Genomic DNA, 19,814 nt, shown 5'->3' on the forward strand with positions numbered 1-19,814 from the left:
CAGTATTATGCAACCCCCGCGTACTTCGCTTGGCGTTTCAATCGATTAGTTGGTGCTCCGCAGCAGGGGCGGGCGCCGGGGCATCCGGTTGACTACGGAGGGCATGCGCCATTTCGAGGCCCCTCGTTCCCCTGCAAATGCATTGCAACCGGTGGCCGGCCGCGCACGCGCTCCCCAATTGGTTCGCCGATCGGAGACCGGCCGGGAACGGTCGTTGCGCTCGATCGATCAATTCTCCATCTGATTGGAACTTTAGATCGCCCTTCGCATTCCGCCATCCGCATTGCGATGCATCGGATCAGGTCGCCTCGTCGGGGCGCGTCCGATCAGGCCAGACGGCGCGAGCATCCGGCATGCGAAGGGGACGTTGCGCCCTGCGACAGGAGCGGAAGGCTCGATCGCACTCAACTTTTCCGGAAGGGGTGGCGAAGCCTTATCTTCGGCCGTAAGGTAACCAGTTAGCGGGTTGTCGCGAGGGGCAGTCGATGAGATTCGAGGGCATCGAAACGGTACGTCGCATTCTCTGTGTGTTTCCGCGCTACACCTCGTCGTTCGGAACCTTCGAGCACGCCTATCCGCTCACCGACGGCGTCCAGGCCTTCATGCCGCCGCAGGGGCTGCTGCTGATCGCGGCCTATCTTCCAAGTTCCTGGCAGGTGCGCTTCATCGATGAGAACATCCGCCCGGCGCAGGACGAGGATTTCTCCTGGGCCGAAGCGGTGTTCGTCAGCGGAATGCACATCCAGCGTCAGCAGATGAACGACATCTGCCAGAGGGCGCATGCGTTCGACCTGCCGGTCGCGCTGGGCGGCCCCTCCGTCAGCGCCTGTCCGGACTACTATCCGAGCTTCGACTATCTGCATGTCGGCGAGCTCGGCGATGCCACCGACGAGCTGATCGCGCGGCTGGCGCGGGATCCGTCGCGGCCTGCGCAGCAGGTCGTGCTGCGGACCGACGAGCGGGTGGCGATGACCGATTTCCCGGTGCCGGCCTATGAGCTCGCCGAGGTGAAGAAGTACTTTCTCGGCAGTATCCAGTATTCCAGCGGCTGCCCCTATCAGTGCGAGTTCTGCGACATCCCCGGCCTCTATGGACGCAACCCGCGCATCAAGTCGCCGCAGCAGATCGTCGCCGAGCTCGACAAGCTCAGGGAATGCGGCGTCACCGGCTCGGTCTATTTCGTCGACGACAATTTCATCGGCAACCGCAAGGCGGCGATGGACCTGCTGCCGCATCTGATCGAATGGCAGAAGCGCACCGGCTATGTGATGCGGCTCGCCTGCGAGGCCACGCTCAACATCGCCAAGCGGCCCGAGATCCTGGAGAAGATGCGTGAGGCCTATTTCATCACGATCTTCTGCGGCATCGAGACGCCCGACCCGGATGCGCTGACGGCGATGCACAAGGACCACAACATGATGGTGCCGATCCTGGAGGGGATCAGGACCATCAACGGCTATGGCATGGAGGTCGTCTCCGGTATCATCATGGGGCTGGACACCGATACGCCGCAGACCGCGGACGCGCTGCTGCAGTTCGTCGCGGAGAGCCGGATCCCGCTGCTCACGATCAATCTGCTGCAGGCGCTGCCGAAGACGCCGCTGTGGGATCGCCTCGAGCGCGAGGGCAGGCTGGTCCACGATGACGGCCGCGACTCCAACGTGAAATTCCTGATGCCCTATGACGAGGTGGTCACGGCGTGGCGGCGCTGCATGGAGGTGGCCTATGAGCCGGAGCGGCTGCTCGCACGCTACAAGCACCAATGCGACACCACCTACGCCAACCGCATCAAGGTGCCGGTCAGCGACGAGATGAAGAGCTGGCCGAACATCAGGCGCGGCCTGGTCATGATGGGCAAGATCTTCTGGAAGGTGGGCGTGCTCGGCGACTACAAGCGGCCGTTCTGGCGCTTCGCCTGGAGCCAGCTGAAGCGAGGCGAGATCGAGAATTTCATCGCCGTGGCGCTGATCGCGCATCACCTCATCATGTTTGCGCGCGCCGCCTCGCGCGGGAATCAGAACGCGTCGAACTACTCGATCCGGCTGCGCGAGGCCGCCCTTCCCGCAGGGTGATGGTCCTCTCTGGGGCAGGGGCGGTGAGTGGCGCTCGCCGGCACCGGTCCGCGGCCTGCCCCGGGCAAGGGACGGCTCGGTCGGATACCGGTCCTTGAGTCGTTCAGGTTTTTGAGCCCAGCGCCCGTCCGGGCCGTCCACGCTCTTTTCAAGCACGGCAGAATCGTGGCGTGATCGGAAGCCATGCCGGCTCGCCGTCTTGTGTGGCCGGGCATGGTTGCGGCCGGGGAGTGAACCCTGCTAGACCCGGCCTCGACGAATTGTCACATGTTTTCAAGGATTAGCTTCGGCTGCGGGCCACAATGCGGTCATCTCTGCTTCGCTGAGCGGCCTTATTTCTGCCCTATGCGCTCAGGCCTTCCGAATTAGGCCGCCCCCAACCACTGGACACCGCATGCTGGAAGTCAGGCACGACAACGAAGTCCATGTCGAGAAGGTCGAGCACCGGCCGGCCGACAGCATCGCTTTCGGCATCGAACGGCTCGGCCTCTTCGCGGTCAAGGCGCCGATCTTCTCCTGCGTCGTCCTGCTCGTCCTGATCGTGGCGGCGGTGTTCGGCATCAAGCGGATCCAGATCGACGATTCGCTCAGCCAGCTGTTTCGCTCCGACAGCAAGGAATTCCACCAGTACGAGGAGGTGACGAAGAAGTTCCCGGCCGAGGAATTCGACGTCCTCGTCGTGGTCGAGGGCAAGACCTTGCTGGCCCGCCAGAACCTCGAGAAGCTGCGTGACTTCGTGACCGACCTGCAACTGGTCGAGGGCACCCGTGGCCTGGTGTCGCTGTTCTCGGCCCGTCAGGCGCCGGCGCCCGGCAAGCTTCCGGCGGCGCTGTTTCCGTCGGATCTGCCGGAGGGCGAGGCCTACGACAAGTTCATCGAAACGGTGAAGTCCAACGAGATCATCCGCGGCAAGCTGTTGTCGGAGGACGGCACGCTCGCCCTGATCGTGCTGTCGCTCGAGCCCAAGGTGGTGGCCTCGAACGATCTCGGGAAGGTGGTGGGCGACATCCGGAAGCTGATGGCGGAGGACCTCGCCGACACCGGCCTGAATGTCCAGCTTTCCGGCGTGCCGGTCATGCAGCTCGAGATCCGCAACGCGGTGGAACGTGACGGGCTGACCTACAACATTCTCGGCATTCTCGCCGGCTGCATCATCGCCATCATCTTCTTCCGCAAGGTCTCCTTCATGATCGCGGCGGCGTTTCCGCCGCTGATCGCGATCATGCTCGCGCTCGGCGCGCTCGGCTGGGCCAATTTCAATCTCAACATGTTCCTGAACGTGATGACGCCGCTCATCATGGTCATCAGCTTCTCCGATTCGATGCAGCTCACCTTCGCCGCCCGCGACCGCCTGATCGCAGGGCAGGACAAGGTGACGGCGTTCAAGAACGCCGTGCTGGTCGTCGGCCCCGCCTGTGTGCTGACCCACGCCACCGCCGGCATTTCCTTCATCGCCCTGCAGTTCTCCGACAGCGACCTGATCCGCAAGTTCGGCGAGGCGGGGCTTGCCGCCACCATCATCGCGCTGGTCGCGGTGCTGTCGCTGGTGCCGGTGTTCGGCGTGCTGCTGGTGCGCAACGAGAAGACGTTCGCGGTCAAATTCCAGGGGGCCGATGCCGGCGTGCAGGCGCTGCGCAATTTCTGCTACTGGATCGCGGTGCGCATGGTCGGTCGTCCCGGCCTGTTCAGCCTGATCGCGGTGGTGTTCGTCGGCTCGCTCGCGGTGGTCTATGCGAGCCTGGAGCCGCGCTACCGGCTCGCCGACCAGGTGCCGGACAAGCGCCAGGCAGTGGCGGCGAGCAACCGGCTCGATGCCAAGCTCACCGGCGCCAATCCGGTCAATGTGCTGGTCCAGTTTCCCAAGGGCGCCTCGCTCTATGCGCCGGAGACGTTGCAGACCATCGCCGACGTCCATGCCACCGTCGAGAAGACTGCCGGTGTCGGCAACGTCTGGTCGGTCGAGACGCTCAGGCGCTGGCTGGCCGAGAAGGCCGGCTCGTCCGATACGACGACGCTGCAGGAATACGTCAATCTGATCCCCGAGCATCTGGTGCGCCGCTTCATCGACAAGGAGCAGGATGCGGTGGTGGTCGCCGGCCGCGTTCCCGATCTGGATTCCAGCCAGCTGCTGCCGGTGGTCGACAAGCTTGATCATGAGCTCGACACGGTCAGGAAGAAGCACCCCGGCTTTGAGATCGCGGTCACCGGCCTAGCCGCCATCGCCGCGCGCAACTCCGCCAGCATGATCCAGAAGCTCAATCACGGGCTCACCATCGAGTTCGCGCTGGTGGCGATGTTCATCGGGCTCGCCTTCCGCTCCTGGGTGGTGATGCTCGCCTGCATCCTGCCCGGCATCTTCCCGGTGGTGATGTCCGGGACGTTGTTGTGGGCGATGGGGGAGGGGCTGCAATTTGCCAGCGTGGTGGCGCTCACGGTCTCCTTCGGCCTCGGCCTGTCGGCCACCATCCACTTCCTGAACCGGCTGCGGATGGAGAGTGCGCCCGGCGTCAGCGCCGCGGTCGCGGTGGAGCGTGCCACCGTGCTGGTCGGACCGGCGCTGATCCTCACCACGGTGGTGCTGGCCTGCGGCCTCGTCGTCACCGTGTTCTCGGATCTGCCGTCGCTGCGGCTGTTCGGCTGGCTCAGCGCGTTCTCGATGGTGGCGGCGCTGTTCGCCGACCTCTTCATCCTCCGCCCGACCGCGATGTTCCTGATCAACCTGTCGCAGAAGCTGAAGCGCAAGCCGGTGTGAGGGGCGTGATCTAAGCCCAATCCAACACTGTCATCGCCCGCGTACGACGCGGGCGAAAAAACAAAACGGCCCTGACGCCGTCAGGGCCGTTCGCGCATTCCGTTGCTGACGATGTCGCGACCGTTCAGGTCTTCGACATCGTGATGTTGACGCCGCGGATCTCGCCCTTGGAGGAGATCTGCACGACCTGCTTGTTGCCGCTGGTCCTCAGGGTGATGCTGGCGGCGAAGCCGGCGGCCTGCACGAACACGTCGATCTGGCCGTTGCCGGCGGTGCCCTGCAGCTCGCCGTTCACGTTGCGGCTGGATTCGCTCCAGTTGCCGGAGATGCGATCGCCCTGGCTGGTGACGTCACTGGTCAGGAGGAACTTGTAGCTGTCGCTGGCGCATTGCAGACTCTGCTTCAGATTGGCGCCGGCCACCTTGTAGCTGGCCTTGCAGCGGATGCGCTCGGTGGTGCCGTCGGACAGCGCGACCGTACCGTTGCCCGACCACGACCCGTCGAAGCCGGCGAACGGGCCCGACTGAGCCTGAACCGCGGTCGCCGCCACGAACAATGCCGCTCCGAGACCGGCGGCCTTGACGACGCGCCCAGAGAAAGGTGAGCCGAACAGTTTCATATCGAGTTTCCCATCCAAAATGACACCGCTGTGTCGGCGTACGCCGCCGCTTCGAACACTTGGTGTTCTCGCCGAAGGTTAGGTTCAAATGACGGCCGGTCGGGCGCTGCGACCGGATGCCATGATGCCCGCCGACACCGTGCGACGGGTCGGCGCCGAATGGTCGTCCTCGCAAGACGGCTGCACGCAAGCCGCCTCGACGGCGCTGCATCTAACGGTCCGCGCGGCATGCTTGCAACAGCCAAATGCGAAAAACGTGTTCCGAGAATAACGCCCTAGTATCAACGCCTTGTTTGTGCCAAAGCTGTGATCTCCGAGCTTGATCCGCTCGGGATCATAGGGCGCAAATTTGGCCGCATTTGGCAGCGTACCTCCGGCGCTGGGGGGGCTTGCGGTCCTTGCCAAACCAAACAGGTGTTTCCCGGGCAGCATCGGCGATCCGGGAGGTCTCCTCTGCTGTCAAAATGAAGGAACACGATGCGTAAGATTTTCCTGGCACTTTCCCTGCTGTCGTCGGTGTCCGTTTCCACCGGCGCGTTCGCGCAAGGCCGCGGCGGCACGCCCGAAGAGCAGGCGGCCTGCACGCGTGACGTTCAGAAGTTCTGCCGTGCCGTCATCGATCAGGGTGACTTCACGATCCTTGCGTGCCTGAAGGAGAACCGCCCCAAGATCAGCCCGGCCTGCGATCAGGTGCTGAAGACCCACAACCAGTAAGCGGTTGCCGTTCGGAACGGTTGTTTCCGAACTCTTTTGGTTAACGACCGCCGGCCCGCCCCTCAGGGAAGGGGCGGCGGTTCGATCCTATGGGCTGCCCGACATCGATTGCATTGGTTTTGGCTGGATCTTCGCCTATATGGGGGCGAGCAATCCGTTCGCATGAGCGAAGCGGCGGGCATTGTTTTCGGTAGCGCCCTTTCAACCTGATAGCTGTTTCGTCCATGACCACCGCGAGCGATTTGCGATCCGGCAAGACACACCGGGACGAGAACTTTCCGGTGGCCTCCTGGATCATCCGTCCAGAGCACCGGGCGCTGATCCTCGCCTTCTACAATTTCGTGCGAACCGCCGACGACATCGCCGATCATCCGAGCCTGCCGGGCGAGGAGAAGCTGCGGCTGCTCGATCTGCTCGAAGCCGAGCTGACCGGGACCGGCGAGACCCAGGATGTCGCCGTCAGCCTGCGCCGGGCGCTCGCCGAACGCGGCATGCCGCCCCGGCATGCGCTCGATCTGCTGGTTGCCTTCCGGATGGACGTGACCAAGCTGCGTTACGAGAACTGGGACGAGGTCATCCACTACTGCCGCTACTCGGCGATGCCGGTCGGCCGCTTCATGCTCGATGTGCACGGCGAGTCCACCGCGACCTGGCCGGCCTCGGACGCGATCTGCGCCGGGCTGCAGATCAACAACCACCTGCAGGACTGCGGCAAGGACTACAAGGCGCTCAATCGCGTGTACCTGCCGCGCGATGCGCTGGCGGAAGCCGGCGCCACCGTCGAGATGCTCGGCGAGTCCAGATCGCCGCCGCAACTGCTGGCCTGCCTGCAGAAGCTCGCGGTGCGTAACGCGGCGCTGCTCGATGAGGGCAGGGACCTCAACAGCGGCGTCAAGGATTTCCGTTTCGGACTGGAGATCGCCGTGATCCAGGCTTTCGCCGACCGTATCGTGGCGCTGCTGAAGGTGCGCGATCCGCTGAGTGAGCGCGTGCACCTGTCGCCCGTAGGCATGCTCGGCCTCACCTTCACGTCGGTGATGGGCGAGATCGGCCGCCGCGTGGCCGGGCGTCATCCCGCCACCAAATCGGCAGCCGGCGCATGACCCTCGAGGCGACCGCAGACAATATCGATCACGGCACGGCGGCGTCCGGCAGCTCGTTCTATGCCGCCATGCGCATCCTGCCGCGCGCCCAGCGCGATGCGATGTTCCAGGTTTACAGCTTCTGCCGCGAGGTCGACGACATCGCCGATTCCGACGGGCCGCGGCCCGAGCGGCTGGCGGCGCTGCAGAAATGGCGCGACGACATCGACGCGCTCTACCAGGGTAACCCGCCGCCGCGGCTGCGCGACTACGTCGCCGCGGTGAAGACGTTCGGCCTGAAGCGGGAGGATTTCCTCGCCATCATCGACGGCATGGAGATGGACGTGCCGCAGGAGATCCGCGCGCCAGATCTCGCCACGCTGGACCTTTATTGCGACCGGGTCGCGAGCGCGGTCGGCCGCCTCTCGGTGCGCATCTTCGGCATGCCCGAGGAGGACGGCATCCTGCTGGCCCACCATCTCGGCCGCGCGCTGCAGCTCACCAACATCCTGCGCGACATCGACGAGGACGCGGCCATCGGCCGGCTCTATCTGCCGCGCGAGGCGCTGCTGTTCGCCGGAATCACCGGCGATGATCCGGCCAAGGTGACGCAGGAGCGCGCGCTTCCCAAGGTCTGCAACTCGGTTGCCGTCAGGGCGAAGACGCATTTCGAGAAGGCCGACGAGATCATGCGGCGCAACCGCCGGCGTGCCGTGCGTGCGCCGCGCATCATGTCGAAATACTACCGCGCCGTGTTCGACCTCCTGCTCGAACGTGGCTTCGCGCTGCCGCGCGAGCCCGTCCGCGTGAGCAAGCTCACGAAGATCGGCATCATCCTCCGTTACGCAATCATCTGATGCAAAAGACCGCTCACATCATCGGCGCCGGCGTGTCCGGCCTTTCCGCCGGCGTGCGGCTCGCCAATGCGGGCTACGTCGTGCACGTCCACGAGGCCACGCAGCAGCTCGGCGGCCGCTGCCGGTCCTATTACGACGCCGCGACCGACCTGGTGATCGACAACGGCAACCATCTGCTGCTGTCGGCCAATCATCACGTGTTGTCCTATGCCCGCGCGATCGGCTCGGAAGCGGGGCTGGTCGGGCCGGAGAAGGCGCAGTTCGCCTTCGTCGACATCCGGAGCGGCCAGCGCTGGCTGCTCGATCTCGGCAACGGCCGCCTGCCGCTGTGGGTGTTCGACGAGGGCCGCCGCGTGCCGGATACCAAGCTCGGCGACTACCTCGCGCTGTCGCCGCTGATCTGGGCCGGTACGTCCAAGACGATCGGCAGCACGATTCCCTGCAAGGGTACGCTGTACGACCGCCTGGTGCAGCCGCTGCTGCTCGCGGCACTGAACTGCGATCCGCCGGAAGGCTCGGCGGGGCTTGCCGGCGCCATCGTCCGCGAGACCTTGCTCGCCGGCGGCCAGGCCTGCCGGCCGCTGATCGCGCGCGATGGCCTGTCGGGCGTGCTGATCGATCCGGCCGTGAAATTCCTGGAAGGCAAGGGCGGCAGCGTGCGGATCGGCCGCGAGCTGCGTGGCCTCGACGATGCGGGTGGTCGCGTCACCGGGCTCAGGTTCGGCGGCGATGAAACGGTCGCGCTCGGTCCGTCCGACGTCGTGGTGCTCGCCGTGCCGCCGCGGCCGGCGATGGCCCTGCTGCCGGGGCTCACGGGGCCGACGAAATATCGCGCCATCGTCAATGCCCATTTCCGCATCACGCCGCCGCGCGATGCACCAGCTCTGCTCGGGGTGGTCGGCGGCCTGGTCGAATGGCTGTTCGCCTTCCCGCAGCGGCTCTCGGTCACCATCAGCAATGGCGATCGGCTGGTCGACATGCCGCGCGAGGAGCTCGCCGCCGCGATCTGGGCCGACGTCTGCAAGGCCGCCGGGATCAAGGCGGAGCTGCCGCCGTGGCAGATCGTGCGCGAGCGTCGCGCCACCTTCGAGGCGACGCCGGAGCAGAACGCGCTCCGACCGGGAGCGAAGACGGCGTTCGGCAATCTCGCTCTGGCGGGGGACTGGACCGATACCGGCCTGCCGGCAACCATCGAAGGCTCGGTGCGCTCCGGCGACCGCGCTGCGAATCTCCTGCTCGGGCACGGCTGACCGGCGCAGGGCCGAATCTGGCCGCGCCGTCATGCCGCCTGCGCCGCGAGTCTCACATTTTCGTGGCGTAGTTCTTGCTTAAAGTTCCACGCCTGGTGGCGCCGGCGCAATTTGTTCCAGGGCGGAACAGGGATCGGCGGGGCCAAATGGCAACACCAGGCAAAAAACGCATCGGGTACGGGTGCAGTGCGGCGCAAACGGGGTTTCCTCGCGGAATTTTTCTGCGTAATCCTCGATTTGTTAAGGTCTTTCCGCTCTGGCGCCGCCGCGGCTGAGGCTTTGGAACAAGAGACGGAGACGTCGGATCACGCGACGTCCGAGAAGGTGTCAGGGGTCGGATTGTGAAGTTGGGGATGGGGGACGACACGTCCGCGGATCGCCCGATTGATCCGCGGCCGGTCTTGGTCGTGACGGGCTTGGTGCAGGAGGCCCGGATTGCTGCCGGGCCCGGCATGATGGTGATCTGCAGCTCGAGCGACCCCAGGCAGTTGCGCTCGCTGCTCACCGTGTTCGATCCGACCTCGATCCGCGGCGTCGTCAGCTTTGGCGTGGCCGGCGGCCTCGATCCCAGCCTCAAGGCCGGCGACATCGTCGTCGCCACCGAGGTGACCGCGGGCGATGCCCGTTGGCTGTCTGGGCTCTCCCTGCGTGAGGAGCACATCGCCCGCGCCGCCCTGAAGAAGCGCCGCGTCGTGCGCGGCGTGCTGGCCGGGGCCGAGGAGGTTGTCGTGGCCCAGGCCCGCAAGGCGGCGCTGCGCATGAAGACCGGGGCGGCCGCGGTCGACATGGAGAGCCACATCGCCGCCGCCTATGCCGCCGAATACGGGTTGCCGTTCGCGGCGCTGCGGGTGATCTCCGATCCCGCCCATCGCACCCTCCCGTCGCTCGCCAAGGACGCCATCAAGCCGAACGGCGACATCGACCTGCCGATGATCCTGCGCGGTGTCGCCCGCAATCCGGCCGTGCTGCGCGGCTTGGTGTCCACGGGCATCGAGTTCAATCGCGCCCTGCGCTCGTTGCGCGGTGCCCGCGACCTGCTGCTGAGCGGCATGCTCGCCGCCGAGCACTTCCTCGAGACCGAAACGCTCGCTGCTGCCGAGGCGTGAGCCGTTTGCTCATCGCGGAGCGTAGCGTCCATCCCGATCCAGAGATCAGTTCAATGAAAAAGGCCGCCGATCACTCGGCGGCCTTTTGATTGATCAGAGCCGTGAAGATCAGGCGGCCGTCGAGGCCTTCTGCTGCGCCTCGATCGCCTCGTCGTGACGGATCTCGGAGAGGCGCTTTTGCACCTCCGACGAGAACACGTACTGCGCCGGGCGCTGCTTGGAGAGGTCGATCTCCGGCGCCATCGGGCCTTCGGTCTTGATGCCGCGCAGCGACACGAACATCGCCTTGATCGGGTTGGTCAGCGCCGCATTGGCGGCGGTGGCCTCGTAGCCGCAATGCGCCATGCAGTCGGCGCACTTCTCGTACTTGCCGGTGCCGTAGGAGTCCCAGTCGGTGGTCTCCATCAGCTCCTTGAAGGTCTTGGTGTAGCCTTCGCCGAGCAGATAGCAGGGCTTCTGCCAGCCGAAGATGTTGCGCGCAGGCATGCCCCAGGGGGTGCACTCGAACTCCTGGTTGCCGGCCAGGAAGTCGAGGAACAGACCGGAATGCATGAAATTCCACTTCTTGCCCTTGCCGAGCTTGAAGACGTCGCGGAACAGCTGCTTGGTCTTGGTGCGGTTGAGGAAGTGCTCCTGGTCCGGCGCGCGCTCATAGGCATAGCCGGGCGACATGGTGACGCCGACGCCGAGCTCGGTCGTAAAGTCCAGGAACTTGGCGATCTCCTCGGCGGGATGGCCGTCGAACACCGTGGCGTTGACGTTGACGGTGAAGCCGCGCGCCTTGGCGGCCTTGATCGCGGAGACGGCGCGGTCGAACACGCCCTTCTGCGAGACCGCCTTATCGTGATGCTCGCGCAGGCCGTCGAGATGCACCGAGAAGAAGAGGTAGGGGGAGGGCTCGAACAGATCGAGCTTCTTCTCGAGCAGCAGCGCGTTGGTGCAGAGCGAGACGAACTTCTTGCGGGCGACCAGGCCGCGCACGATCTCGCCGATCTCCTTGTGGATCAGCGGCTCGCCGCCGGGGATCGCCACCATCGGCGCACCGCATTCGTCGGCCGCGTCCCAGCACTCCTGCGCGCTCATGCGGCGGTTGAGGATCGCATCGGGATAGTCGATCTTGCCACAGCCGGCACACGCCAGGTTGCAGCGAAACAGCGGCTCCAGCATCAGCACGAGCGGATAGCGTTTCCGGCCGAGAAGCTTCTGCTTCATCAGATAGGCCCCGATACGCAGTTCCTTATGGAAGGGGATTGCCATTACGTCTCTTCTTTCTGGACCAAACGAGGACCGATCAGCCCGCGACCAGCTCGGCCGGCAGGCGGAATTCGATGTTTTCTTCCCGCCCCGGGACCACCGCGACCTCAACCGGTCCGATGCGCCGCAGGGCTTCGATGACGTCGTCGACGAGGACTTCGGGGGCCGAGGCGCCGGCGGTGATGCCGACGGCCTTGGCGTCCTTCAGCCAAACCGGATCGAGCTCGCTGCCATCAGCGATCAGATAGCTTGCGACCCCGGCCTCGGTGCCGATCTCGCGCAGTCTGTTCGAGTTGGAGCTGTTGGCGGCGCCCACCACCAGGATGACGTCCACCAGCTTGCTTAAGTCCCTTACCGCAGATTGCCGGTTCTGTGTCGCATAGCAGATATCCCGGATATCGGGACCTTGAAGGTCTGTAAAGCGGGCTTGAAGGGCTAAAATGATGTCCCTGGTGTCGTCCACGCTGAGCGTGGTCTGGGTAATATAGGCCAGCGGGGTATCGACCGGCAGGGGCAGGGTGGCCACATCGGCCACGTTCTGCACGAGGTGGACCGGGCCGGGAACCTGACCCATGGTTCCCTCGACCTCCGGATGACCGGCATGGCCGATCAGTACCAGGGTACGGCCCTTGGACATGTAGCGCTTGCCCTGGTTGTGGACCTTGGTCACCAGCGGGCAGGTGGCATTGAGCACCGGCAGCCCGCGGGCGGCCGCTTCCTCCTCGACCGTCCGGGCAACGCCGTGGGCGCTGAACACGGTGACGGCGCGCGGCGGCACCTCGGAGAGGTCCTCGACGAAGATGGCGCCCTTGGCCTTCAGGCTCTCGACCACGTGCTTGTTGTGGACGATCTCATGACGCACATAGACCGGCGGGCCATACTTCTCCAGCGCGCGCTCGACGATCTCGATTGCACGCACGACTCCAGCACAAAAACCGCGCGGCTGCGCGAGATACACCTGCATGGGACGTCCAGCCACGTTGCCTCACTTTCGACCCGGCACCTCCGTGCGTGCGACGGGGCTGCAATATTCGCACCAGCGAATGCCCCAATTGCCCGCCACACCGATGGAAGCGCAGGGCTTTGTGTCAAAAATCGAGCGAAGAGGAAAGCCAGTCTGCAAGTCGCTCGCATGTGACCCGTCGCACACAGCCCGCGACAGGCCGCAGGTAATTTAGTAATTATAAATTAGATCAATTAATTGAGTTGGTTATGCTCTCACTCGTTCGTCACTTTACCGCCGAGAACAGCCGCTATATCAGCCGCCCCGACGGTTCCGTGCATCGTTCGACCTGATCCGCCGTCGAGGGACCATCCTCGTCTTCAAAGGTTGGGCCAGGCCGGGTCGGGGCGCCGCTCAGGATGTGTGCGTCCGGGGCTCGCCCTGATCGGGGAACTCCGCCATGAAGCGGACGTTTCCGCCCAGCTCTCTAAACATTAGAAAGTCACGAAGTGCTGACCACGTTTGTCGTCTCGATCGTCAAGGCCTGCACCCGGTTTGCCTGGCCGACATTGATTGCGGCCCTGCTGCTCTCCGTAGGCGCGGGCTTCTATACGGCGCGTCATTTCTCCATCAATACCGACATCAACAAGCTGATTTCGCCTGAGCTCGACTGGCGCAAGCGCGACCAGCAGTACGAGCAGGCCTTCGATCGCGATCGGATGATCCTGGCGGTGGTCGAAGCGGCGACGCCCGAGATGACAGGTGTGGCGGCCGATGCGCTCGCCAAGAAGCTCAAGGGCGACACCGCGAACTTCTCATCGGTCGAGCTGCTCGGCGGCGGCGAGTTCTTCGCCAGGAACGGCCTGCTATTCCTGCCGACCGAGGAGGTCAAGCAGCTCACGGACCAGTTCGCGGCGGCGGCACCGCTGGTCGAGATCATGGCCGGGGACCCCTCGATCCGCGGCCTGACCGGTGCGCTGGAGACCGGCCTTGCCGGCGTCAAGCGCGGGCAAGTCAAGCTCGACAACGTTGCGCGGCCGTTCGACTACATCTCCCAGACCGTCGAGACCGTGCTCGACAAGGGCGATGCGACCTTCTCCTGGCGCCAGTTGATCTCCGACAAGCCGCTCGAAGACAGTGACAAGCGCGCCTTCATCCAATTCAAGCCGATCCTCGACTACCAGGCGCTCGAGCCGGGCAAGGCCGCCACCGATGCGATCCGGCAGGCCGCGGTCGAGCTCGATTTCCCGAACCGTTTTCATGCGCGCGTGCGGCTGAGCGGGCCGGTGCCGATCGCCAACGAGGAATACGCCACCGTGCAGGAGGGCGCCGTCGTCAACGGCATCGGCACCGTGATCGTCGTGCTGATCATCCTGTGGCTGGCGCTGCATTCGGCCAAGATCATCTCGGCCGTGTTCATCAACCTGTTCATCGGCCTCGCCCTCACCACGGCCGTTGGCCTGATGATGGTCGGCTCCCTGAATCTGTTGTCGGTCGCGTTCGCCGTGCTGTTCATCGGCCTGGGCGTCGATTTCGGCATCCAGTTCAGCGTCCGCTACCGTTCCGAGCGCTTCAAGAACGACAATCTGCCTGAGGCGCTGGCGGAAGCAGCGCGCCGCTCCGCCGTGCCGCTGTCGCTTGCGGCGATGGCGACGGCTGCCGGCTTCCTGTGCTTCCTGCCGACCGACTACAAGGGCATCTCCGAGCTCGGTGCCATCGCCGGCGCCGGCATGATCATCGCGTTCCTGTCGTCGATCACGGTGCTGCCGGCCCTGCTGAGGATTCTCAATCCGCCCGGCGAGAAGGAGCCGGTCGGCTACGCCTTCCTGGCGCCTGTCGATCATTTCCTGGAGAAGCACCGGGTGCCGATCATCGTCGGCACGCTCGGCTTGGTCGTCGCCGGCCTGCCGCTGCTTTACTACATGAAGTTCGACTTCAACCCGATGAACCTGCGCAATCCGCGCGCCGAGTCGATCGCGACCTATCTCGACCTGCGAAAGGATCCGAACACGGGCGCCAACGCGATCGATGTGCTGACGCGCTCCGAGACCGAGGCCAAGGCGATCGAGGCCAAGCTCGAGAAGCTCCCCGAAGTGGCGCGCGTGATGTCGCTCGACAGCTTCGTCCCCCAGGACCAGCCGGCCAAGCTGAAGCTGATCGCGCAGGGCGCGAAGGTGCTGGGGCCTGCGCTCAGTCCGGACCAGATCGATGCGGCGCCAAGCGACAAGGAGAACGTGGACGCCCTGAACTCGACCGTCGACAATCTCCGGCGCACCGCGGGCGAGAGCAGTGGGCCGGGCGCGGTCGCGTCGCGGCGGCTCGCCGACGCGCTTGCCAGACTCGCGGGCGCCAGCGAAGCGGTGCGCAACAAGGCGCAGGCGGTGTTCGTCGAGCCGTGGAAGATCACGCTGGCGCAGCTTGGCGCCACGTTGCAGGCGCAGCCCGTCAGCCTCGCGAACCTGCCACCGGAGCTGGTGTCGCAGTGGAAGAGCAAGGACGGATTGATTCGGGTCGAGGCGCAGCCCAAGGGGGATCCGAATGACAACGACAATCTCCGGCGATTCGCCAACGCGGTGCTGGCGGCCGAGCCCAATGCGATCGGCGGGCCGGTGTCGATCCTGAAGTCAGGTGACACGATCGTGAAGGCATTCATCCACGCCGGCATCTACTCGCTGGTCGTGATCAGCCTCCTGTTGTGGGTGACCTTGAAGCGCTTCACCGACGTGCTGATGACGATCGTGCCGCTGCTGGTTGCAGGAGCCGTGACGTTGGAGATCTGCGTGCTGATCAAGCTGCCGCTGAACTTCGCCAACATCGTCGCCCTACCGCTCCTGCTTGGCATTGGCGTCGCGTTCAAGATCTACTACGTGGTGGCATGGCGCGGCGGCCGCACCAACCTGCTGCAGACCAGCCTGACCCGGGCGATCTTCTTCAGCGCGCTGACGACGGCGACCGCGTTCGGCAGCCTGTGGCTGTCGAGCCATCCCGGAACGTCCAGCATGGGCAAGCTGCTGGCGCTGTCGCTGGTCACCACGCTCGCGGCCGTGCTGCTGTTCCAGCCGGCGCTGATGGGCAAGCCTCGCGAGATCAAGGAGCAAGAGGGCTCGTGATCCCGGAATAGAAAAAGCGGCCGATCTCTCGGCCGCTTTTTTGTTCGGGTGACGGACGCCAATTAACGGGCGCGCGCGATATCGGGCAGCAGGCAGATATCGCCGACCTGGTCCGCGGGCTTTTGTCCCGGCTTGGCCAATGCGGTTGCGCCACTGCCGACGCCGGTCGTCGTTTTGGCCGCCGGGGCAGGGGCTGGCGCGATTGGTTTCTGTGTACCTTTAGCCATGCTGTTCACGGGGCTCGACGGGATCGGCGGAGCGACACGCGTCCAGGTCTCGCCGCCGCACAGGAAGCCGAGCACGCAGCCCTTGATCTCCAGGTGATCGGGATCGATCGGCGTGATGGTCGAGCTGTAGAGCTGCCCATCCTTGGCGTTGTAGACTTGGCCTTCCCACGCGTCTGCGCCGGGCTTCTTCTTCATGTCGATCAGGATCGGCATGCCGAGCGTCGGACGGCTCTGGCGGGCCGGATCGGGGTTGTTGCTGTCGCGTCCGCCCGGGGTCTTCTCCCAGGCCACGACGCCCCACATGCTGCCATTGCATTGTGCGACTCGGATGTTCGCGACGCCGTCGGCGACCCGCCAGTCGCCGGTGGGGTCGGCCGCGAGCGCGGAAGAAATTCCTGCTGCGAACACGACTGCAGAGTATGCTAGTGTCGTCGACATGAGATATCTAAGGCGATGCAACATTGGCAGAAACCCGTGCTTGCTTTGATGGTGCGAATGAGGGCAAAACGCCGCATTGCGCGTTTTCAGTTGACGTCACGTCCATCAACCGAAGTATGTAGCCGATGCTAAAACCCAATCTAGACGTTTCCGAGATGTTTGTGGAGCGCCAAGCGCAGCGCAGCACGATGCATTCTCGGCATCTGAACGAGCAGCTTGTCCGCGTTCTCAAGACGATTGGATATGATGTTGGGTTCCAGAAGGGACAAGGGCAATATCTCTACGATCGTGATGGGGCCCGTTATCTTGACCTGCTCAGCGGTTTTGGCGTCTTTGCAATCGGCCGCAATCATCCGACGCTGCGCGCCGCGCTGAAAAGCGTCCTCGATAGCGATCTGCCGAATCTCGTTCAGCTCGACGTCTCGACCCTGGCGGGTGTTCTTGCCGAGCGGCTGCTGGAATATGTCCCGTATCTGGACAAGGTGTTCTTTGCCAATTCCGGCGCCGAGACCGTGGAAGCCGCGATCAAATTCGCGCGTGGCGCGACCGGCCGGCCTGGTATCGTCTATTGCGGGCACTCCTATCACGGCCTCACCTACGGCGCGCTATCGCTGACCGATGATTCGAACTTCCGCAACGGCTTCGAGCCGCTGCTGCCGGGCTGCACGGCCATCCCCTTCAACGATCTTGCCGCGCTCGAGCAGGCGCTCTCGTCGCGCGAGATCGCAGCCTTCATCGTCGAGCCGATCCAGGGCAAGGGCGTCAACATGCCCTCTGACGAGTTCCTGCCCGGGGCCGCCGCGCTCTGCAAGAAATATGGCACCATCTTCATCGCCGACGAGATCCAGACCGGCATGGGACGCACCGGCCGGTTCCTGGCGGTGGAACATTGGAATGTCGAGCCCGACATGGTGCTGCTGTCGAAGGCGCTGTCCGGCGGCCATGTCCCGGTCGGCGCGCTGCTGACGCGCAAGCAGATCTTCGACAAGATCTTCAACCGCATGGACCGCGCCGTGGTGCACGGCTCGACCTTCGCCAAGAACGACCTCGCGATGGCCGCCGGCATTGCCACGCTCGAGGTGATGAAGGCCGAGAAGCTGGTGGAGGCCGCCGCCAAGCGCGGCGCCGAGCTGCGGCTGGCGCTGACGCGGATGGTGCCGGGCTACGAGCTGCTCAAGGAAGTGCGCGGCAAGGGACTGATGATCGGCGTCGAGTTCGGTCCGCCGAAATCGCTGCGCCTCAAGGCCTCCTGGACCATGCTGGAGAGCGCCAACAAGGGCCTGTTCTGCCAGCTCATCACGGTGCCGCTGTTCAAGGATCACAAGATCCTGACCCAGGTCGCCGGCCATGGCCTGCACACGATCAAGCTGCTGCCGCCGCTGACCATCACCGAAGAGGACTGCGCCTGGATCGAGCGCGCCTTCGACGACGTCATCGCGCAGAGCCACAAGGTCCCCGGCGCGATCTGGTCGCTCGGCAAGACCCTGGTCGACAACGCGATCCGCAAATCGGCGTGATGTTCGCGTCGGGTGGGGCAAAGGCGCGTAGCGCCGTGCCCACCGTTTCAGTTCGTCTCCGGACAGACCGTGGGCACGCTTCGCTCGCAATGACTGAAGCGCGAGAGCGCGTCATCCCTCCTTGTTCGCACCCATCGCGCGCTCGAACCGCTCGCCGAACTCGTTGAGTTCGTCGGCGCCGATATCGCTGACCGCCCAATAGCTCAGGCCGCGGTCGCGCCAAGAGCGAATGTTGAAGCCTTGGACGGTGTCCATCCGTGCGGCGCGGCGCTCGGTAGACGCGGTCTGCGCCACGAACAGGTTGATGACGTGCTGGCGGCGGCGATAGACCACGGCGCCGATCGCGCGTGCGTCGACATAGTCGAGCCGCCCGCCGATCAACGTGAAGCCTTGTGCGGTGAGGTCGATCACCGGTGGCGCGACGTCGAGCTTGCCGTTGAACCAGGGCTTGACGGTGTGCTGATCGGTCGAGATCACGTCGGTGAGGTGCCCGGCCTGCAGCGAGCGCAGATGCGCCGAGACGATCTCGGCCTCGATCCGCTGCTGGTCGTCATTGCGCAGCACGATGGCGACGAGGCCGGTGGCCGCCAGCGCCGACACCGCCGAGCCCAGGGCGAAGCCTCGCAGCAGCGTACGTCGGCTCGGCACTGCAGCGAGCGGGGTGATGGAGGCCGCATCGGCCGGCGGCAGGGTGGCTTCGATCCGCTGGCGCAAGGCAGGGGACGCCTTGTAGCTGAGGTCGGTGCCGGCGAGCATCTGCTTCATCTGCCGGATTGCAGCAAGCTCCGCGGCGCAGCGCGGGCAGCTCGCAACATGGGCTTCGACCTCGCGCGCGTGGCCGGCGTCGAGCTCGCCATCGGCCAGCGCGTGGATCAGGATCTCGGCTTCATCGCAGGTCATCGTTGTGGCTCCTCCCGCGCGAGCCAGGCGGCGCGCAGCATCGCGCGGGCGCGGGCGAGGCGCGACATCACGGTGCCGACCGGCACGCCGGCCGCCGCCGCGATCTCGCGATAGGACAGATCGTTGACCTCGCGCATGACGAAGGTCTCGCGAAACGGCTCGGCCAGCGTGTCGATCAGCCGGCGGATCGCCGAGGCATCACGTTCCCGCAATACGGCGCCTTCCGGCGTCTCGGCGCTCTCCTGCCACAGCGGCGGCTGCTCGGCCGCTTCCGGCGCGTCGTCGAGCGCCTTGGCCGGCGCGCCGGCGCGGCGCGCGAATTCGGCGTGGCAGACGTTGCGCAGGATCGCGAACAGCCACGGCTTCATCGCCGGACCACGGTAAGCGTCGAAATGCTTCAGCGCACGCAGGTAGCATTCCTGCACGGCGTCCTCGGCGTCGGCAGGGTTGCGCAGGAGATAGCGCGCCAGGGTGTAGACGTCGTCGAGATAGGGCAGCGCCGCCTCGCGGAAGCGTCGCGCCCTCTCGGGATCGTCATTGGCTGTTGTCACCGGCGTGGTCTCCGGCTCGGTTCGCGGTCGCACGGCGCGGCCGGCGCTGCGCCGCCGACCGGTCCATGTGACGATGCTCATGCCCTGGTTCGCGATGCTACTCAACCTTGACCAGTCCCGTCATGTGCGGATGCAGCGAGCAGAAATATTTGTAGTCGCCGGCGGCTGCGAAGGTGAAGGAGAAGCTGTCGTCGGTATCGAGCGTCTTCGACCTGTATTTCCCGGCCGACACCACCGTGTGCGGGATGTCGTCATGGTTGGTCCAGGTCACCGTGTCGCCGACCTTCACCGTCAGCGCAGCCGGGGTGAAGGTGAAATTGTCGATCGTGACCTTGATGGTCTCGGCGCGCGCCGGCGTGGCGCAAACAAGCAGTACGGCGGCCAAGCCGACGCCGCGAAGAACAGGCTGGATCATCGCGTTT

16 protein-coding genes are annotated in these 19,814 nt (G+C 65.0%); 9 read left to right on the top strand and 7 right to left on the bottom strand.

The window, feature by feature from the left end:
- Positions 1-485: 485 nt before the first annotated feature.
- Together QX121_RS22595 and QX121_RS22600 are read left to right on the top strand one after the other, a co-directional pair.
- Entirely contained in the window at positions 486-2,072 is a 1,587-nt protein-coding gene (locus tag QX121_RS22595; protein WP_315813069.1) for a B12-binding domain-containing radical SAM protein, read from the top strand.
- Between the two features lie 394 nt (positions 2,073-2,466).
- Positions 2,467-4,824: an efflux RND transporter permease subunit gene (locus QX121_RS22600; protein ID WP_315813070.1), complete on the top strand. Its 2,358-nt coding sequence runs from the start codon at positions 2,467-2,469 to the stop codon at positions 4,822-4,824.
- Positions 4,825-4,948: 124 nt separating this feature from the next.
- On the opposite strand, the gene QX121_RS22605 is transcribed toward QX121_RS22600, so the two are convergent.
- A complete protein-coding gene (locus tag QX121_RS22605) occupies positions 4,949-5,443 on the bottom strand; it encodes a hypothetical protein (RefSeq protein ID WP_315737293.1) in 495 nt (164 codons plus the stop codon).
- A gap of 477 nt (positions 5,444-5,920) precedes the next feature.
- Between QX121_RS22605 and QX121_RS22610 the strand changes: the two genes are divergently transcribed.
- From QX121_RS22610 to QX121_RS22630, 5 genes are all read left to right on the top strand, one after another.
- Positions 5,921-6,157: a hypothetical protein gene (locus QX121_RS22610; RefSeq protein ID WP_315714894.1), complete on the top strand. Its 237-nt coding sequence runs from the start codon at positions 5,921-5,923 to the stop codon at positions 6,155-6,157.
- Positions 6,158-6,381: 224 nt separating this feature from the next.
- The gene (gene hpnC, locus QX121_RS22615; RefSeq protein ID WP_315737294.1) at positions 6,382-7,260 is read left to right on the top strand and encodes a squalene synthase HpnC; all 879 of its coding nucleotides are present in this window, start codon (positions 6,382-6,384) and stop codon (positions 7,258-7,260) included.
- Positions 7,257-8,096: a presqualene diphosphate synthase HpnD gene (gene hpnD, locus QX121_RS22620; RefSeq protein ID WP_315813071.1), complete on the top strand. Its 840-nt coding sequence runs from the start codon at positions 7,257-7,259 to the stop codon at positions 8,094-8,096. Before hpnC ends, hpnD begins: the two co-directional genes overlap by 4 nt.
- Positions 8,096-9,346: a hydroxysqualene dehydroxylase HpnE gene (gene hpnE, locus QX121_RS22625; RefSeq protein ID WP_315813072.1), complete on the top strand. Its 1,251-nt coding sequence runs from the start codon at positions 8,096-8,098 to the stop codon at positions 9,344-9,346. Before hpnD ends, hpnE begins: the two co-directional genes overlap by 1 nt.
- A gap of 341 nt (positions 9,347-9,687) precedes the next feature.
- Positions 9,688-10,452 carry a phosphorylase gene (locus QX121_RS22630; protein WP_409998094.1) on the top strand — a complete coding sequence of 255 codons (765 nt, stop codon included), beginning with the start codon at positions 9,688-9,690 and terminating at the stop codon, positions 10,450-10,452.
- Between the two features lie 108 nt (positions 10,453-10,560).
- Here QX121_RS22630 and hpnH read toward each other — a convergent pair whose 3' ends face one another.
- Positions 10,561-11,709, bottom strand: a complete 1,149-nt coding sequence (gene hpnH, locus QX121_RS22635) for an adenosyl-hopene transferase HpnH (RefSeq protein WP_315714889.1) — start codon at positions 11,707-11,709, stop codon at positions 10,561-10,563.
- A 34-nt stretch (positions 11,710-11,743) separates the two neighbouring features.
- A complete protein-coding gene (gene ispH / locus QX121_RS22640) occupies positions 11,744-12,670 on the bottom strand; it encodes a 4-hydroxy-3-methylbut-2-enyl diphosphate reductase (RefSeq protein WP_315714888.1) in 927 nt (308 codons plus the stop codon).
- A gap of 488 nt (positions 12,671-13,158) precedes the next feature.
- Here ispH and QX121_RS22645 point away from each other — a divergent pair, with 488 nt between their 5' ends.
- Positions 13,159-15,759, top strand: a complete 2,601-nt coding sequence (locus tag QX121_RS22645; RefSeq protein ID WP_315813073.1) for an MMPL family transporter — start codon at positions 13,159-13,161, stop codon at positions 15,757-15,759.
- Positions 15,760-15,821: 62 nt separating this feature from the next.
- Here the strand turns inward: QX121_RS22645 and QX121_RS22650 are convergent, their stop codons facing one another.
- Positions 15,822-16,448 (bottom strand): DUF2147 domain-containing protein, encoded by a 627-nt coding sequence (locus QX121_RS22650; protein ID WP_409997722.1) that lies wholly within the window; start codon positions 16,446-16,448, stop codon positions 15,822-15,824.
- A gap of 101 nt (positions 16,449-16,549) precedes the next feature.
- Here QX121_RS22650 and hpnO point away from each other — a divergent pair, with 101 nt between their 5' ends.
- Complete coding sequence (gene hpnO, locus QX121_RS22655; protein WP_315737300.1) at positions 16,550-17,941, top strand: aminobacteriohopanetriol synthase HpnO; 1,392 nt, start codon at positions 16,550-16,552, stop codon at positions 17,939-17,941.
- Between the two features lie 111 nt (positions 17,942-18,052).
- On the opposite strand, the gene QX121_RS22660 is transcribed toward hpnO, so the two are convergent.
- The 3 genes from QX121_RS22660 to QX121_RS22670 form a co-directional block, all read right to left on the bottom strand.
- Entirely contained in the window at positions 18,053-18,841 is a 789-nt protein-coding gene (locus QX121_RS22660) for an anti-sigma factor (RefSeq protein WP_315798074.1), read from the bottom strand.
- Positions 18,838-19,392 carry a sigma-70 family RNA polymerase sigma factor gene (locus QX121_RS22665; RefSeq protein WP_315813093.1) on the bottom strand — a complete coding sequence of 185 codons (555 nt, stop codon included), beginning with the start codon at positions 19,390-19,392 and terminating at the stop codon, positions 18,838-18,840. Before QX121_RS22665 ends, QX121_RS22660 begins: the two co-directional genes overlap by 4 nt.
- A gap of 97 nt (positions 19,393-19,489) precedes the next feature.
- Positions 19,490-19,807: a cupredoxin family copper-binding protein gene (locus QX121_RS22670; protein ID WP_315779693.1), complete on the bottom strand. Its 318-nt coding sequence runs from the start codon at positions 19,805-19,807 to the stop codon at positions 19,490-19,492.
- Positions 19,808-19,814 lie beyond the last annotated feature (7 nt).

The organism is Bradyrhizobium sp. SZCCHNR2028, from assembly GCF_032380995.1.
Taxonomy (GTDB): Bacteria; Pseudomonadota; Alphaproteobacteria; order Rhizobiales; family Xanthobacteraceae; genus Bradyrhizobium.

Bases quoted from the DNA above. Each gene is read 5' to 3' on its own strand.
- QX121_RS22595 (WP_315813069.1), top strand. From the start codon at position 486: ATGAGATTCGAGGGCATCGAAACGGTACGTCGCATTCTCTGTGTGTTT.
- QX121_RS22600 (WP_315813070.1), top strand. From the start codon at position 2,467: ATGCTGGAAGTCAGGCACGACAACGAAGTCCATGTCGAGAAGGTCGAG.
- QX121_RS22605 (WP_315737293.1), bottom strand. From the start codon at position 5,443: ATGAAACTGTTCGGCTCACCTTTCTCTGGGCGCGTCGTCAAGGCCGCC.
- QX121_RS22610 (WP_315714894.1), top strand. From the start codon at position 5,921: ATGCGTAAGATTTTCCTGGCACTTTCCCTGCTGTCGTCGGTGTCCGTT.
- hpnC (WP_315737294.1), top strand. From the start codon at position 6,382: ATGACCACCGCGAGCGATTTGCGATCCGGCAAGACACACCGGGACGAG.
- hpnD (WP_315813071.1), top strand. From the start codon at position 7,257: ATGACCCTCGAGGCGACCGCAGACAATATCGATCACGGCACGGCGGCG.
- hpnE (WP_315813072.1), top strand. From the start codon at position 8,096: ATGCAAAAGACCGCTCACATCATCGGCGCCGGCGTGTCCGGCCTTTCC.
- hpnH (WP_315714889.1), bottom strand. From the start codon at position 11,709: ATGGCAATCCCCTTCCATAAGGAACTGCGTATCGGGGCCTATCTGATG.
- ispH (WP_315714888.1), bottom strand. From the start codon at position 12,670: ATGCAGGTGTATCTCGCGCAGCCGCGCGGTTTTTGTGCTGGAGTCGTG.
- QX121_RS22650 (WP_409997722.1), bottom strand. From the start codon at position 16,448: ATGTTGCATCGCCTTAGATATCTCATGTCGACGACACTAGCATACTCT.
- hpnO (WP_315737300.1), top strand. From the start codon at position 16,550: ATGCTAAAACCCAATCTAGACGTTTCCGAGATGTTTGTGGAGCGCCAA.
- QX121_RS22660 (WP_315798074.1), bottom strand. From the start codon at position 18,841: ATGACCTGCGATGAAGCCGAGATCCTGATCCACGCGCTGGCCGATGGC.
- QX121_RS22670 (WP_315779693.1), bottom strand. From the start codon at position 19,807: ATGATCCAGCCTGTTCTTCGCGGCGTCGGCTTGGCCGCCGTACTGCTT.